General features: G+C 68.7%; 13 protein-coding genes. 4 read left to right on the top strand and 9 right to left on the bottom strand.

The genetic code is table 11. The annotated features are described in order from the left end of the window. Window positions 1-7: 7 nt before the first annotated feature. A complete protein-coding gene (locus BM004_RS30815) occupies window positions 8-673 on the top strand; it encodes an aspartate/glutamate racemase family protein (protein WP_093219049.1) in 666 nt (221 codons plus the stop codon). A gap of 16 nt (window positions 674-689) precedes the next feature. Next, window positions 690-2,105 carry an MFS transporter gene (locus BM004_RS30810; RefSeq protein ID WP_093219193.1) on the top strand — a complete coding sequence of 472 codons (1,416 nt, stop codon included), beginning with the start codon at window positions 690-692 and terminating at the stop codon, window positions 2,103-2,105. Here BM004_RS30810 and BM004_RS30805 read toward each other — a convergent pair. Together BM004_RS30805 and BM004_RS30800 are read right to left on the bottom strand one after the other, a co-directional pair. After that, complete coding sequence (locus tag BM004_RS30805; protein ID WP_093219047.1) at window positions 2,051-2,407, bottom strand: hypothetical protein; 357 nt, start codon at window positions 2,405-2,407, stop codon at window positions 2,051-2,053. The two genes, BM004_RS30810 and BM004_RS30805, sit on opposite strands and share 55 nt — an antisense overlap. Window positions 2,408-2,410: 3 nt before the next feature. Further along, complete coding sequence (locus tag BM004_RS30800; RefSeq protein WP_093219045.1) at window positions 2,411-3,430, bottom strand: CbrC family protein; 1,020 nt, start codon at window positions 3,428-3,430, stop codon at window positions 2,411-2,413. A 153-nt stretch (window positions 3,431-3,583) separates the two neighbouring features. Between BM004_RS30800 and BM004_RS30795 the strand changes: the two genes are divergently transcribed. Together BM004_RS30795 and BM004_RS30790 are read left to right on the top strand one after the other, a co-directional pair. Beyond that, window positions 3,584-4,492, top strand: a complete 909-nt coding sequence (locus BM004_RS30795) for a hypothetical protein (protein WP_177206657.1) — start codon at window positions 3,584-3,586, stop codon at window positions 4,490-4,492. Continuing rightward, window positions 4,489-5,523, top strand: coding sequence for a hypothetical protein (locus BM004_RS30790; RefSeq protein WP_093219043.1), 1,035 nt, complete (start codon window positions 4,489-4,491; stop codon window positions 5,521-5,523). Before BM004_RS30795 ends, BM004_RS30790 begins: the two co-directional genes overlap by 4 nt. Here BM004_RS30790 and BM004_RS30785 read toward each other — a convergent pair. The 7 genes from BM004_RS30785 to BM004_RS30755 all read right to left on the bottom strand — a co-directional run bounded on the left by BM004_RS30785 (window position 5,495) and on the right by BM004_RS30755 (window position 15,621). After that, window positions 5,495-6,118, bottom strand: a complete 624-nt coding sequence (locus tag BM004_RS30785) for a nucleotidyltransferase family protein (protein WP_218152753.1) — start codon at window positions 6,116-6,118, stop codon at window positions 5,495-5,497. The genes BM004_RS30790 and BM004_RS30785 overlap by 29 nt on opposite strands. Continuing rightward, window positions 6,115-6,786, bottom strand: a complete 672-nt coding sequence (locus BM004_RS30780) for a hypothetical protein (RefSeq protein WP_143072574.1) — start codon at window positions 6,784-6,786, stop codon at window positions 6,115-6,117. The genes BM004_RS30785 and BM004_RS30780 overlap by 4 nt, the downstream gene beginning before the upstream one ends. Before the next feature lie 102 nt (window positions 6,787-6,888). Further along, entirely contained in the window at window positions 6,889-7,347 is a 459-nt protein-coding gene (locus BM004_RS30775) for a RidA family protein (protein WP_093219040.1), read from the bottom strand. After that, a complete protein-coding gene (locus BM004_RS30770) occupies window positions 7,344-8,345 on the bottom strand; it encodes a transglutaminase family protein (protein ID WP_093135501.1) in 1,002 nt (333 codons plus the stop codon). Before BM004_RS30770 ends, BM004_RS30775 begins: the two co-directional genes overlap by 4 nt. Before the next feature lie 50 nt (window positions 8,346-8,395). Beyond that, the gene (locus BM004_RS30765; protein ID WP_371271116.1) at window positions 8,396-9,232 is read right to left on the bottom strand and encodes a basic amino acid ABC transporter substrate-binding protein; all 837 of its coding nucleotides are present in this window, start codon (window positions 9,230-9,232) and stop codon (window positions 8,396-8,398) included. Between the two features lie 35 nt (window positions 9,233-9,267). Beyond that, window positions 9,268-12,003 carry a circularly permuted type 2 ATP-grasp protein gene (locus tag BM004_RS30760; RefSeq protein ID WP_093219039.1) on the bottom strand — a complete coding sequence of 912 codons (2,736 nt, stop codon included), beginning with the start codon at window positions 12,001-12,003 and terminating at the stop codon, window positions 9,268-9,270. 63 nt (window positions 12,004-12,066) lie between these two features. Further along, the gene (locus BM004_RS30755; protein WP_093135493.1) at window positions 12,067-15,621 is read right to left on the bottom strand and encodes a transglutaminase family protein; all 3,555 of its coding nucleotides are present in this window, start codon (window positions 15,619-15,621) and stop codon (window positions 12,067-12,069) included. Window positions 15,622-15,772: the final 151 nt, after the last annotated feature.

Below are 15,772 nucleotides of genomic sequence, written 5' to 3'. Positions count from 1 at the left end.
ACCTCGCATGACGGACATCCTGCTCATCAACCCCAACGCGTCGAGTGCCACCACCGAGATGATGGCGAAGATCGCCAACGCCGAAGCGCCCGCGGGCTGCCGCGTGACCGGCCGCACCGCGATGGGCGGGCCGTCGATGATCGTCAACGAGCGCGAGCTGGAGGCCGCCGCCGTCGAGGTGCTGAAGGTGTGGCGCGACGCCGGCACCACGCAATCGCAATGGGACGGCGTGATCGTCAGCGCCTTCGGCGACCCGGGCATCGACCTGGTGCGCGCGAACGCGCGGGTGCCGGTGGTCGGCATCGCGGAGGCGTCGATGCGCGAGGCGAGCCAGGGGCAGCGGCGCTTCGGCATCGCCACCGTCACACCCGACCTGGTGGCGCCCATCGAGCAGCGTGCGCGCGCGCTCGGGCTGCTCGGCCTGTACACCGGCATCCGCCTGACGCAAGGCGACCCGCGCGAGCTCGCGGCCGAGCCGCAGGCGCTGGAAGAAGCGCTGGCACGCGCCGTGCAACGCTGCATCGACGAAGACGGCGCGCAGGCCGTGATCATCGGCGGCGGCCCGCTGGGCCAGGCCGCGCTGGCGCTGGCGCCGCGCTTCGGCGTGCCGGTGATCGCACCGATTTCCGCCGCGATGCGGCAGCTGTGTGCGCGGCTCGAAGTCGCGTCCTGAACACGAGGAGCAAGGCATGAACACGGGCACAACGGCAATTGCAGGCGCGTCGACGGCAGCGCCCGAGAGCGGGGCGGATTCGCTCGCGGAACGCGACCTCACCTTCAAGCGCATCGTCTGGCGCCTGATTCCCTTCCTCACGCTGGTGTGGTTCCTGGCGTGGATCGACCGCGTGAACGTGGGCTTCGCCAAGCTCACGATGATGAGCGACCTGCAGTGGTCCGACGCCATCTACGGCGCCGGCGCGGGCGTGTTCTTCATCGGCTACTTCTTCTTCGAGGTGCCCAGCAACATGCTGCTGCAGAAGTTCGGCGCCAAGAAGACCATCATGCGCATCACCATCGGCTGGGGCGTGGTGTGCGTGCTCATGGCGTGGGTGAAGACGCCGCTGCAGTTCTACGTGCTGCGCTTCCTCATGGGCGCCTTCGAGGCGGGCCTGCAGCCCGGTGTGATCCTGTACCTGACCTACTGGCTGCCCGCGCACCGGCGCGGCAAGGCGCTCGCGTTCTTCGTGTCGGCCTCGGCGCTGTCGCTGATGTTCGGCAGCCCGATGGCCGCCTACCTGATGGAAGCGCTCAGCGGCGTGGGCGGCTTTCGCGGCTGGCAGTGGCTGTTCGTGGTCGAGGGCATTCCGTCGATCATTGCGGGGGCGGTCGCGTACTTCGTTCTCAGCGATTCGCCGGCCAAGGCACGCTGGCTGAGCGCGCGGCAGAAGTCGCATGTCGAAAGCGAGCTGTCGGCCGAGGCCAAGGGCCTGGGCCCTCGCGAGCACAGCTTCCTGGCGTCGATGCGCAACCCGCAGCTCTGGGTGCTCACGCTGATCTTCTTCTGCATCGTGGCGGGCAACGCCACGCTGGTGTACTACGGGCCGAGCATCGTGCGCGAGGTCGGCGTGACCGACATCAAGACGCTGGGCTGGGTGATGGCGGGCATCTACGCCTGCGGCTGGATCGGGATGATCGGCAACGGCTACCTGTCGGACCGGCGCAAGGAGGTGAAATGGCACACGGCCATTGCGGCCGCACTGGGCGCGCTGGGCCTGCTGCTCACGGCCTACTTCCTGGGGCAGAAGAACATGGCCGGCGTGATCGTGTCGCTGGGGCTGTCGTCGGCCGGCACGATGGGCTCGATCCCGATCTACTGGCAGATCCCCAGCCGCTACCTGTCTGCCACGGCGCTGGTGGTGGGGCTGGCGTTCATCAACTCGGTGGCCAACCTGGCGGGGTATTTCTCGCCGCAGCTGCTGGGCTACCTGAAGAGCAGTACCGGGCAGTACGCGCAGGGCCTGACGATCATCGCGCTGGTCGAGTGCATGGCGACGGTGCTGATCTTGCTGTTCGTCTCGCGCGAGAAGGCACGCAGCGCGGCACCGAGCGGTCAGCTGGCAGCCGGCGTCAGCGCACCGTCGGCGCCGCGCTCGAACAGACGGTGATCTCGCTGATCTCGCGGTTGTCCTGAACTCCAGCCCGCCGCCATCGCCCCCTCGATGGCTTCACGCACCATTCGCGGCGTGACGGGCGCGAGCTGGAACACATCCGCCCGGCTCGCCGACGGCGCTGCAAGGATCTCGCCGAAGTTCAGCCATGGATCGTCGAACCGCAAGCGCACCTCCAGCGGAAAGTCCTTGCGCTGCCGGTCACCGGGCCAGACGCGCAAGACCAGGTGCTGCGCATCCACGCGCCGCACCACCCAGGCATAGCGGGTGCTGCCGATGACGATCTTGCGCGGGTTCATCGTTCAGCTGTGGTCGACATAGCCGCCCAGCTTGCCGCAATGCAGGCAGCCGAAGACGAACACGGCGATGCCGCGCTGGCGCGAGGGCGTGGCGAGCAGCCATTGCCAATCGGCATCGCTGCCGACGTGCGCGGCCTCGCGCGTGTCGCTCGTGAAATCGTTGCCTGCTTCGGAGGCGATCAGTGCGCGATCCACATGCTCGATCTCTCCCAGGAAGCGGCCCGCGTCGTTGCAGTGCGCCCACCACCGTTCCTGCTGGTAGCTGAAGAAGCTGGGCGTGCGTTGCGACACCTCGGCGATGACGCTCGGCGGCAGCGCGACCTCTTCCGTTCCGGCGCAGCCGATGCCGGCGGCGTCATTGAATTCGCCGTCGAACTTCTTCGCGGCCGCCCCGTTGGCGATGCACCACGGGCAGAAATGCGATTCGTCGCCCACCGCGTAGAAGCTGCCGCCGTAGATGTAGCCCGTGGCCTTGCCGCAGCACTCGCAGGTTTCACCCGAGGTGCGCAGCACGCCCGCCTCGAAGGGGTCGGCGTAGTAGCGAAATTGTGGCAGCGCGCGTGCCGGGTCGGGTTGCACGGCTTCGGGCACGCGCGCCTGGGCGATGGCGGCGGGCAGATCGGCCGCGTACCGCGCGCACCATTGGCCGGTGTGCACGTCGAACAGAAAGATCTCTTCGCCGATGACACCGCTCGCCTCGTCGCGCTTGACGAACAACTGCTCGTACAGCGAGAAGTTGTGGGCGATGCTGATGCCGTTGCGCGGAAAACGCTTGTCTTGCAGCGCGAGCCGGGTGTAGTGCGCGATGTCTTCGGCGGTGCGCTTCATCTGCTTGCGGTCGCTCGCATCGAAGACCGGGTGCAGCTGCCATTCGCGATCGCGGTTGCGCGGGTCGTCGAACGTGCCGCCGTTGGAACTCGCATAGCGGCTCTTGAGCAGCGGCGGCAACGCGGTGCCGAGCTTGTCTTCGAGCGCACGCAATGCGCTCTCGGGGGCGGGAGGTGGTGGAACGTATCGGGACATGACGGTGGAGCGAAAAAGGCGAGTCGATGGAATGCGTCGAGCGACAACCACGGGAAACAAACGTGTTTGTACCCGCCTTCTAGAATCCGGCGCCTTGCGGCTGCACGCCGCTCGCCTGGAGCGCAACGCTCCTTCTCTTTTTTTGCTTTCTCGATGCCTTCCAGATTTCCCTTCGCTTTCTCTTTGTCGGCTTGCCTTGCGCTGTCGCTTCCCACTTTCGGCACCGCCTTCGCCGCCACCCCTGTTCTGGTCCTGAACACCGACAGCGAAGCGCAAGACGCACAGAGCCCCGCGCTGGACCGCGCACTGGCGCGCTTCGCGGGCGTGGCGTCGGGCTCTTACTTCTGGTCCGAAGGCCTCGTGGCCGAACAGCTGATCGCGGGGCTCTCGGCCTCCCTGCATCGGCAGCAGCTGGCGTTGCCCGGTGACGTGCGCCTGCTGTCGTCGTACCGCAAAGTCGGTGGCGGCGGCGAGCGCGCGGCCGTGATGGTCGATGGCCGTGGCGAGGTGCTGGCCGCGGCGTTGGCGCATCGCGGATGCGGCGCCGACGGCAAGGCGGCCTGCCGCGGCGACGACCAGCACGCGGAGCTCGTCGTGTTCCTGCGCCCCGGCTTCGACCGCGCCAGGGCACAGCCGCTGCTGGCCTGGAGCACGCAGGTGCCCAAGGAAGACCTGGACTCCGGCGAGCCCGAAAAAATCGTGAGAACCGACTACATCACGCTGGACGCCGCCCACACTTCAGCGGCGCCGGTGAAGCGGCCGAAGGGCTTCTCCGCCAAGGTGCCGCTGTACCCGCGCGCGGTGATCTACCGCACCGGGCAGGACGCACTGAGCGACGAAAAGGCCAGGCGCGTGCTGCGCCTGCAGACCACCGACAGCATCGCGCAGGTGCTGGCCTTCTACAAGCAACTGACGCCGCCGCTGGCGGGCATGGAATCCGGTGCGGAAGACCGCACGGGCTACGTGCTGGGCAGCCGCGACGGCGTGCGCTTTTCCGTCAATGCCAGGCAGCCGCGCAACATGCCCGTGGTGACCAACATCGAGATCGAGATTTCCGAATGAAGGCAACCAACCGTTCCACGTTCGCGTCGTTGATGCTCACTTGCGCGCTCGCTGCACCGGCTTGCGCCGCGCCGCCCGACGCGCCCCATGCACACAACGCAGCCAGCGCGCCTGTGACCACGGAGCTGCCCGCGCCGCCGCTGCGGCTCAGCGAGCAACCGAAGATCCGCAGTGCGGTGATCGACATGGTCGGCTACGCGCGCGGCAACTACATCGAAGGCGACAGCCTGATTGCCGAGCAGCTGCTGAACGGCATGCGCTCGCGCCACGACATCACGCGCACCGCATGGCCCGACGGCCGCCGCGTGATCGCGTCGGTGAGCGGCGAAGGGCATGGCGCTGAGCGCTCGGCGTTCCTGCTCGACGCGCAAGGGCGGCTGGTCGCGTTCGGGCTGGTCAACGGCCATTGCCGAAAGGCGACACAACGCGATGCGCCCAAGGTGTGCAAGCCGGCGCCGGCGTCGGTGCTGTCCATCTTCCAGCCGGCCGGCGCGCCGCAGGCGGAGGCTGCGGCGTTGATCGAATGGGCGAACATGCTGCCGAGGTACTTCGCGGTCATGGCCGAAAGCGACGATCCCGCGGAAGCGGCGCAGGTGCAGAAGATCGCGGCCGTCGAATACATCACCGGCCAGCCCACGGCACCGGGTTGGCACGACGCGCAACTGCCCGCGGGTTTTCCGGCCTCGCTCAAGCCGTTGCTGATCCAGGCGGGCGAAGTCAACAGCACCGCGAGCGCCGGCAAGATCGTGCTGCCCCAGGGCCTGGCCGGCAAGCCGATGTACACCGACTACCAGCAGGCCCAGCTCAAGGAGCCGCGCTGGCCCGATGCCGAGGTGACGCTGCGCAGCTACGCCGCATTCGACGCGGTGCTCGAGACGTACCGCGCGCTCGCGAACGACGCAAGCGTGGAGGCCGGCGACACCAGCGCCGTGATCCGCGGCACCGATGGCGCGGGTCGCTACACCGTTCGCCTTCGCGATGCGAAGGAAACCGGCGTGTTCATCACGGTGTCGAGCTGGAAGCGCAAGTAGCAGATGCGGCAGCAGCAGTAGCGGCCGCCGCGACGGCCGCCGACGGCTCGATGCTGAGCCATGGCCAGCGCGCCCGGTAGTCCGCCGCCTTCTTCAGGAACATGGCGGGCATCGGCAGCAGCGGGTTCATCCGCAGGATGCCGGCGCCCAGGTCTTGCAGACCGTCGGGCGCGTAGAGCGAACCGTCGGCCAGGTCGATGCCCACGCGGGTGCAGGCGATCAGGTAGCGGTCGATGCCGTCGCGCGCCGACGTCAGGCGCGGGTAGGTCGCCTGGAAGCGTTGTTCGTACCAGAGGTGAACGCGTGCCTGGTTCTTGACCTCGACGGTCACGCCCAGATCGGCCACGGCTTCATGCACGCGCCGGATGACGGCGTCTTCGGCCTCCCATGACAGGTCGCTGTCGTCGAAGTAGAAGACGTCGTAGTCCTTCACGCCCCAGCCCGGCGGCCGGCCGGCGGTGCGGTTCCAGACGGACTGGAACAGGCAGCCGGCCGTGAGGTGGCCTTGGCGCAGTGCAAGGCGCGGCAAGCGCGCCATCAGCGCGGCGTTGACAGGATCCCGCATCGCCTCGCCGACAAGCGCTTCAGGGCTCATGGCCTTCCTAATCCCAGCCGTTGCCACCAAGGACGCTTTTCCCGTACCTTGTAGAAGCGGTAGATCGGCTCGACGTTCGTCGTCCAGGGACAGACACCGAATCGCTCCTCCAGTGCTTCGAGGAGGATCTGTTGCGTCAGGCCATCCTCGTAGACCTCGACGCGCGGACTGTCGAGATAGAAGATGCGTTGGCGCTCCTCGGGTGGGCAGTCGTCTTCTTCCAGGTAGGACGGCGCGGACAGCCAGCGTTTCTCGATGGCCGTGGGCATTCCGTATTCGATCAAGGGCGGAAGACGCGGCTCGAGCATGGTCTGCAGCCTCGAGCGGGTTCGCATGCCGCCGTCGACGAAGGCATAGCCGAAGCTGCCGCCCGAGCTGTAGTGGCAGAACAGCATGAAGGACGCGGGAGCGCCGAGGCGCCCATGAAGCGCTGCAATGTCGCTGTGCGTGTTCTCGAGGTGAGGCCACGCAAGCGTGTCGTTGCAGATGAAGAGTGCGCCGTCGAAGTCCTGGACCATGATGTCGGTCGCTCTGCGGACGTCGAACTGGCGGGAGTCCGGGTGCGGGATTTCTTCGACGGGCTGCCCCATGACCCGGGACACGAAGGCTTTCAGGTTGCCGATGGGCCGGCCGGGCCGGAATGCAATGCCCGCTTGCGCCACTCCCATGACGACGCCTCCTCTTTCCCGCTCTGCCGGCCGGACAGGCCGATGGCGGTTCTTGATGTCTGATGTGGCCCGGCACTGACGCCGGGCCTCGACGAGAACAGATCAGCCGACTTCGGCGATCAGCTCGATTTCCACGCAGGCACCCATCGGGATCTGCGCCACGCCGAAGGCGCTGCGGGCGTGCGCGCCCTTTTCGGGGCCGAAGATCTCGGCGAAGAACTCGCTCGCGCCGTTGGTCACGAGGTGCTGTTCGGTGAAGGTGCCGACCGAATTCACCAGGCTCATCACCTTGACGATGCGCTTGACCTTGTTGAGGTCGCCCACGGCCGCGTGCAGCGTGCCGAGCAGGTCGATGGCGATGGCGCGTGCGGCCTGCTTGCCTTCCTCGGTGCTCAGGTTGGCGCCGAGCTGGCCGGCCCAGACCTTGCCGTCCTTCTTGGCGATGTGGCCCGACAGGAACACGAGGTTGCCGGTCTGCACGAAGGGCACGTAGGCGGCAGCGGGGGCCGAGGCGGGGGGCAGGGTGATGCCGAGGCTGGAAAGTTTGTCGTAAACGCTCATGGAGACTCCTTGTCTTGGGAAGGCGATTGTGTCCGGGTTTGCGCAAGGCCCTCGACCACTTCCCCCACTGGCTGCACGGTCACGCCGACGCGCAGCGTGTGCCTTGCGCCGCCATGGAGTACACCGCGCATCGGCGACACGTCGGAGTAGTCGCGCCCGATGGCCAGGGTGACGTAGTCTTCGCCGGGCTGGCGGCCGTTGGTGGGGTCGAAGTCGGCCCAGCCACCCGCGCCGGTGAGGCGGTCGCCCTCGCGTTCGCCGTCGTTCTCGTTGCCGCTCTCGCTCTTTCCGGGCAGGTACACCGACACCCATGCGTGCGAGGCGTCGGCGCCCACCAGCCGGGGCTGGCCGGGCGGCGGCTGCGTGAGCAGGTAGCCGCTCACGTAGCGCGCCGGCAGGCCCATGGTGCGAAAGCACGCGATCATGATGTGGGCGAAGTCCTGGCACACGCCCTTGCGCTGCGCGAGCGCCTCGACGGCGGGGGTGTTGATCTCGGTGCTGTCGGCGTCGTAGGCGAAGTCGGCGTACATGCGCTCGGTGAGGTCCATCGCCACGTCGAAGGCCGGGCGGCCCGGCGCGAAGCTGGCGCGCGCATAGGCCGCGAAGTCGTCGTGGCGCGGCACGTAGGGCGACGGAAAGACGAACTCGGAGGCGGCGTCGAAGGTGGCGTCCTTGCGGAAGCGGAAACGCTCGCGCACGCTCTCCCAGGGCAGCTCGCGCGCCACGGCGGGCGAGAGCACGGGCACCGAGGTCTCGACCACGCTTTCGGCCGTGACCACCAGCCGGTCGTGCGTGGCCTCGAGCGCGAAGAAGGCGCGCGTGTTGCCGTACAGGTCGGCCTGCTCGCTGCGCTGCGCCGGCGGCGGCTCGATGGCGAGCTTGTGGCTCACGAGCCGCTGCGAATCGGTGGCCAGCGGCTTCAGGTGGGCGAGGTGCTGCGCCGTCTCGACCGGCGGCGCGTACTCGTAGCGCGTTTCGTGGGTGACGTGGAGCAGCATGGTGTGTGAGGTTGTGCGTTGCCTGCGTTGCCTGCGTTGCCGGCCTCGGGCTACTTCGACTCGCTGCCGAAGTGCGAGGCGTAGATCTTCGCGTAGGTGCCGTCGGCGCGGATGCCTTCGAGGCCCTGGTTGATCTTGGCCAGCAGCTCGCTGTTGCCGCGCTTGACCGCGATGCCGTATTTTTCGACCGGGAAGCCGGCGTCGCTCACGGTCTTGAAGCCGCCCGCGGTGTTGTTGGCCAGGTAGTGCACCACCACGCCGTTGTCGGCCACCACGGCTTCCACGCCGCCGGCTTCGAGTTCCTTGAGCGCGAGCGGCGTCGACTCGAAGCGCTTGATGCTGGTGCTCGACTTGCCGAGCAGCTTGCCCACGACCTCGTCGCCGGTGGTGCCGTTCTGCACGCCGACCTTCATCGTCTTGATGTCGTTGAACTTGGCCACCGGCGAGTCGCTGCGCACGGCAATCAGCTGCCTGGCGTCGAAGTAGGGCTGCGAGAAGTCCATCGTCTGGCGGCGCTCGTCTGTGACGGTGATGGCCGACACCAGCAGGTCGCGGTCGCCCTGGTCGAGCGCGTTGAAGATGCCCTCCCACGGCGTGTTGACGAACTTGACCTCGAGCCCGGCCTTCTTCGCGACCGCGTTGACCACGTCGATGTCGAAGCCCACGATCTCGCCCTTGTCGTTCTGCGATTCGAAGGGCGTGTAGGCGGCGTCGGTGCCGACCACGAGCACGCGGGCGGGAACCGGCGGCGGTGCGCTGGCGGCGCCGGGCGCGGCGGGCTCCTGCTTGCCGCATCCGGTGAGCGCGGTGACGGCCGTGAGGGCGGCGGCCGCGCACAAGGCCGAGGCGGCCATGGCGAAGCGGCGGTTGATGGCGATGCCTGACATGGGTATGCCTCCTTGGAGCTGTCGTTGCCTGCGAATCACGCGCCGACGGAGCGCAGCGATTCCGAGGTCAGTGTGAAGTAGCGTGTGCCAATGGCATCGGACACGTGGTAAGCAGCTGTTTCGCAGCTCGCGAGCAGCTCCAGGAGCGCCGGATAGTTGGCGTCAGGCCCCGCGGCGCAGAGGTGCTCGAGCGTCCAGGTGGCCGGATCGGGCAGTTCGTACGACAGCGCCGTGAGCTTGCCCGGCGCGCTGCCGGCCAGCCGCGCGATGCGCCCGCGCAGCGTCTGGGTGACCCAGGCGAGCGAGCGCGGGTTCTCGGCGTCGAGCACCAGCAGGTCGACCATGGTGGCGACGTCGCGGCGCTGCTGGTAGCGCGCGTGGAAGGTGATGGTGCTGTCGAACAGCGCCACCATGGCCTCGAAGCCGCTGACCTCGTGCACGGCACCGTTCTCGAAGCCGGCCTCGAGCGCGTTCGACAAAAAGCCCAGCCGTTCGATGTGGCGGCCGATGGACAGCAGCCGCCAGGCGTCGTCGCGCGTCATGCGGTCGGTCTGCGCGCCGGTCATGGCGGCCAGCGCGGTGCTGGCGGATTCGAGCGCGCGCAGCGAGGCGCTGGCGGCAAAGCTGCCTTCGCCGGCCTGTTCGGCGGCGCGGCGCAGGAATTCGGTCTCGGCGCGCACGATCTGGTTCCAGTTGTCCTGCGACAGGCGCTCGCGCACGGCGGCCGCGGCCTGGCGGATGCACATGAGGCTGTAGCCCACGCTGCCGCCGCGTTCCACGTCGCCCAGCTCGGCGATCAGCGCGCGTTCGAACACGCGGCGCGATTGCGGCGCGCTCGGCACCTCGGCCGGCACCAGCGCATTGCGCAGCGCCATGCGGTGCAGCCACTCGAGCAGCGGGCGCGACGACTGGTCTTCGCCGCCCAGCAGGTTGAGCGTGAGGCGCGCCAGGCGCACCGCGTTCTCGGCGCGCTCGGTGTAGCGGCCGAGCCAGAACATGTTTTCCGCCGCGCGGCTGGTGACGGGCGCGCGGTGCCGCGCCAGCGAGGCCGGCGTGGCGTGCGGCTGCAGCAGCGTGGTGCGGTCGACTTCGCCGTGGGTCTGCACCCACACGTCGGCGCTGCTGCCGCCGCGCTGCATGGAGGCGATCTGCGCATCGGGGCCCGCGAGCCGGGCCAGGCCGCCGGGCAGCACGCGCCACGACTGTGCGCCGTCGCTCACCGCGAACACGCGCAGCAGCACGGCGCGCGGCGCGATGTGGCCGGGGCCCATGTCGTTGGCCCAGGTGGGCATCTGCGACAGCGGCAGGGAACCCTGCACGGTGTGGACGTCGCCCTCGCGCACGATGCGGCCGGCCCATTCGTCGAGTTCGCGCCGGCCGAGCTGGCTGCCGAGCACGGCGTCGAAGCTGGCACGGCCGTCGAAGCCCGGGTAGGTGGGCTTGATGGCGCAGTCGCCAAGCTGCGGCAGCACGGTCTCGAGCGCGGCGCGCTCGCCGCACCACCAGGTGGGCAGCGCGGGCAGCTTGAGCTTCTCGCCGATCAGGCGGCGCGCCAGTCCGGGCAGGAAGCCCAGCAGCGCGGGCGACTCGAGGAAGGCCGAGCCCGGCATGTTGGCCACCAGCACGTTGCCGGCGCGAATGGCCTGCAGCAGGCCGGGCACGCCGAGCGTGGAGTCGGGGCGCAGCTCCAGCGGGTCGAGGAACTGGTCGTCCAGCCGCTTGATGAGGCCGTGCACCGGGCGCAGGCCCTGCAGCGTCTTCAGGTACAGGCGCTGGTCGCGCACGGTGAGGTCGTTGCCCTCGACCAGCGTGATGCCCAGGTAGCGCGCGAGGTACGCGTGCTCGAAATAGGTTTCGTTGTACGGGCCGGGCGTGAGCAGGGCGATGTGCGGCGGCACGCCGGCCGGGCACATGCGCTGCAGGCCTTCCATCATGGCGCTGTAGGTGGCGGCCAGGCGCTGCACGTGCAACGCCTCGAAGGCCTGCGGGAACTGGCGCGTGATCGCGAGGCGGTTCTCGAGCAGGTAGCCCAGGCCCGAAGGCGCCTGGGTGCGCTGCGACACCACCCACCAGTTGCCGTCGGGGCCGCGCGCCAGGTCGAAGGCGGCGATGTGCAGCCAGGTGTCGCCGGGCGGCTTCACGCCGTGCAGGGCGCGCAGGTAGCCGGGGTGGCCGCGCACCAGCGCCGGGGGAATCAGGCCTTCGGCCAGCAACTGCTGCGGGCCGTAGACGTCGGCCATCACGCGGTCGAGCACGCGCACGCGCTGCAGCACGCCGGCCTCGATCTGGCTCCAGCTCTCGGGCGAGACGATCAGGGGGAACAGGTCGAGCGACCAGGGCCGCTGCGGGCCGTTGGCGTCGGCGTAGACGTTGTAGGTGACGCCGTTGTCGCGGATCTGCCGCTCCAGGCTGACCGCGCGCCGCGGCAGGTCGTTGAAGCCGCCCGGGCCGAGCTGTTCGAAGAAGGCGTTCCAGGCGGGCGTGAGCGGCGGTTGTTCGCCGGACGGGCCCTGCTGCTGGGATTGAGTCTGGCCTTGCGAGGACTGGGACTGGCTGGCCGCGGCCGGCCGTTCCGCCGCCGCGTCGTACAGCAGCGGGGCGGCAGGGGCGGATGCCGCCCCCGGCAAGGGCCGCGCAGGCACCGCCGCGGTGGCCTGTCCACGCAGTTCGTCGAAGTGGCCGGGCAACGCGGCCGGGGCGAGCGCCGACGCCAGGGCCGCTGGAAAGTCCAGGGCCTGGGCGTCGAACAGGGATTCGTTCAAGGGTTCCACAGGGGGTGGATTGTCACACCCTCGTCACGGGGTGTCCGCGACGCAAGTGTGCTAAATGGCCCCTTATCGGCGCAGATCGAGCGTGAACGGGAACTCGCGGCTGCCCGGCAACTCGATGGTGGCCGGCGGTGTGCGCATCAGGCCGGGGGTGTGGCCGGTGCGTGCAAAGCGCGAATGGCGGCGGCTTTCGGCCTCGTAGGCGTTCACCGGCAAGGTGTCGTAGTTGCGCCCGCCCGGGTGGGCCACGAAGTACTGGCAGCCGCCCAGCGAACGCTTCATCCAGGTGTCGACCAGGTCGAAGGTCAGCGGTGCATGCGCCTTGATGCTCGGGTGCAGCGCCGAAGGCGGGTTCCAGGCCTTGTAGCGCACGCCGGCCACGAACTCGCCCGTGACGCCGGTGGGCTGCAGCGGCAGCACCTTGCCGTTGACGGTGACGACGTGGCGGCTTTCGTTCAGGCCGGTCACGCGCACCTCGATGCGTTCGAGCGACGAGTCGACATAGCGCACCGTGCCGCCAGCCGAGCCTTCCTCGCCCATGACATGCCACGGCTCCAGCGCGTTGCGCAGCGACAGCTCCACGCCCATGGCCTGCACCTGGCCCACCAGCGGAAAGCGGAACTCGAAATGCGGCGCGAACCAGTCGGCATCGAACGCGAAGCCGGCCTGGCGCATCTCGCTGATGACGTCGTCGAAGTCCATCTTGACGAAGGTCGGCAGCAGGAAGCGGTCGTGCAGCTCGGTGCCCCAGCGGGTCACGGGCGCCTTGTAGGGCTCGTCCCAGAAGCGCGCCACCAGCGCGCGAATCAGCAACTGCTGCGCGATGCTCATGCGCGCATGCGGCGGCATCTCGAAGGCGCGCAGCTCCAGCAGGCCGAGGCGGCCGGTGCTGGAGTCGGGCGAGTACAGCTTGTCGATGCAGAACTCGCTGCGGTGCGTGTTGCCCGACACGTCGATCAGGATGTTGCGCAGCGTGCGGTCGACCAGCCATGCGGGCATGTTCTGGCCGTAGATCTCGCGGTTCTTCGCGATTTCCTGCAGCGCGATTTCCAGTTCGTAGACCTGGTCGTTGCGCGCCTCGTCCACGCGTGGCGCCTGGCTCGTCGGGCCGATGAACATCCCCGAGAACAGATAGCTCAGCGACGGATGGTTGTGCCAGTACAGCAGCAGGCTGGCCAGCAGCTCGGGCCGGCGCAGGAACGGGCTGTCGGCGGGCGTGGCGCCGCCCATCACGAAGTGGTTGCCGCCGCCGGTGCCGGTGTGGCGCCCGTCGGTCATGAACTTCTCGGCCGACAGGCGGGTTTCGAACGCGGCGTTGTAGAGGAACTCGGTGTGCGCGACCAGTTCCTTCCAGTTGTGGGCCGGATGGATGTTGACTTCGATCACGCCCGGGTCGGGCGTGACGGCCAGCATCTTCAGGCGCGGGTCGCGCGGCGGCGGGTAGCCTTCCATCACGATGCGCACGCCCAGGTCGCGCGCGGTGGCTTCGATGGCGGCGACCAGGTCGAGGTAGTCCTCCAGGCGCGCGAGCGGCGGCATGAAGATGTAGAGCACGCCCGAGGCGCTGCCGACCTTCTCGGCGGCCGGGCCGTTGGCGCGGCGCGGGTCGCGCACTTCGACGCACAGCGCGGTGCGCGTGACCCAGTGGGCCGATTCGCCGCGCAACGGCTGGCGCGTGGCCGGGGAGGCGGCATCGGAAGCATCCGATGCACGAGACGCATCGGACGCATCCGACGCCGACGGGTCGGCCGCATTCGCGGCGCTGCCCGGCACCTGCATGCGCAGCGACGCAGGCACCACCGGCGGCGTGCCGAAGGCGTAGGGCACGTCGCCCAGGCCGCCGGCGCCCGCACCGTTCGCGCCGCCCGCGCCCGCACCCACGGCATAGCGCGCGCGGTAGTCCGCCGAGGTCGGCAGCGCGCCGCGCGGCGCGGTCGGGTCGCGTTCGATCAGGTAGGGGTAGTCGCCCTTGCTGGCCCACGGCTGGGAGTCGAGCGGCAGGCGGTAGCCCATGGGCGAGTCGCCCGGAATCAGGTACAGGCGGTCGTCGCGCAGGAACCAGGGGCCGGTCTTCCAGGCCGGGCCTTCGAGCGGCGGCGCGTCGCGGTTCGCATTGCCGGGCTCGATGGGCAGCATGTAGCCGATCACCGCGTCGAGCTTCTGCGTGAACACGCGGCGCAGGCGCACGCGTTCGAGTTCGTCGTCGAGCTTCGATTCGAAGGGGTCGACGTTCACCGGCAGGCGGCGTTCGCGCCAGAGGTAGTAGTAGATGTCCTCGTAGCCAGGCTGCATGTAGCGCTCGGTCAGGCCGAGCTTGTGCGCCAGCAGCGTGGTGAAGCGGCGCGCGTCCTCGCTCGTGTAGTGCGTGGGGAAACGCTCGTCGGCAAACAGCGCGGGGTCGTGCCACAGCGTCTGGCCGTCGGCGCGCCAGAAGATCGACAGCGCCCAGCGCGGCAGCTGCTCGCCCGGGTACCACTTGCCCTGGCCGAAGTGCAGGAAGCCGCCGTTGCCGTATTCGGCGCGCAGCTTCTGGACCAGCTCGGTGGCGTAGCCGCGCTTGGTGGGGCCGAGCGCGTCGGTGTTCCATTCGGCCGCGTCGCGGTCGCTGGTGGCCACGTAGGTCGGTTCGCCGCCCATGGTGAGGCGCACGTCGCCGGCCTTCAGGCGCGCGTCGACCGCGTCGCCCAGGGCCAGCACTTCGGCCCATTGCTCTTCGGTGTAGGGCTTGGTGACGCGCGGCGATTCGTAGATGCGCGTGACCTTCATCTCGTGGCCGAACTCGACCTCGGCTTCGTCCATCACGCCTTCGATGGGCGCCGCGCTCGAGGGCGTGGGCGTGCAGGCGAGCGGAATGTGGCCTTCGCCGGCCATCAGGCCCGAGGTGGCATCCAGGCCGATCCAGCCGGCGCCCGGCAGGAACACCTCGCACCAGGCGTGCAGGTCGGTGAAGTCGACCGTGGTGCCGCTGGGGCCGTCGAGCGATTTCACGTCGGGCGTGAGCTGGATCAGGTAGCCCGAGACGAAGCGCGCGGCCAGCCCCATGTGGCGCAGCAGCTGCACCAGCAGCCAGCCCGAGTCGCGGCAGGAGCCGCTGCCGTTGGTGAGCGTTTCTTCCGGCGTCTGCACGCCGGGCTCCATGCGGATCAGGTAGTTGACGTCCTTCTGGACCTGCTGGTTGAGGCCGACCAGGAAGTCGATGGTGCGCTGCTCCTTGCGGTCGACCTTGTCGAGGTAGGCCTCCACCAGCGGCGTGACCGGGTCGGCCACGAGGTAGGGCGCGAGCTCTTCGGCCTGCGAGGCGGTGTACTTGAACGGAAAGTTCTCGGCCTGCGGCTCGAGGAAGAAGTCGAAGGGGTTGTAGACCGCCATCTCGACCACCAGGTCGACCGTGACCTTGAACTCGCGCGTCTTCTCGGGGAACACCAGCCGCGCCTGGTAGTTGGCGAACGGGTCCTGCATCCAGTTGACGAAGTGCTCGGCCGGCTCGACCCGCAGCGAGTACGAGATGACGTTGCTGCGGCAATGCGGCGCGGGCCGCAAGCGCACGACCTGTGGGCCCAGCTGCACCAGGCGGTCGTACTTGTAATGGGTGACGTGGTGGAGAGCGGCGTGAATGGACATGCGTTTTTGTGTGCAGTACTGCGAGATTGCATCGAAAAGATGTCTCTGATGAGACGCATACTAGCCCAGATGCCAAGCAATTAACGCGCCACTGAGCGTGACTTGGGGGAGGGTTTGCATCATGGGTCTCGAGGTCCTTTGTTGACGCCGT

This window comes from Variovorax sp. OK212 (genome assembly GCF_900112425.1).
GTDB lineage: Bacteria > Pseudomonadota > Gammaproteobacteria > Burkholderiales > Burkholderiaceae_C > Variovorax.
The sequence above is the reverse complement of the archived record's forward strand: the minus strand, read 5'-3'. Positions and strand labels throughout refer to the sequence as shown.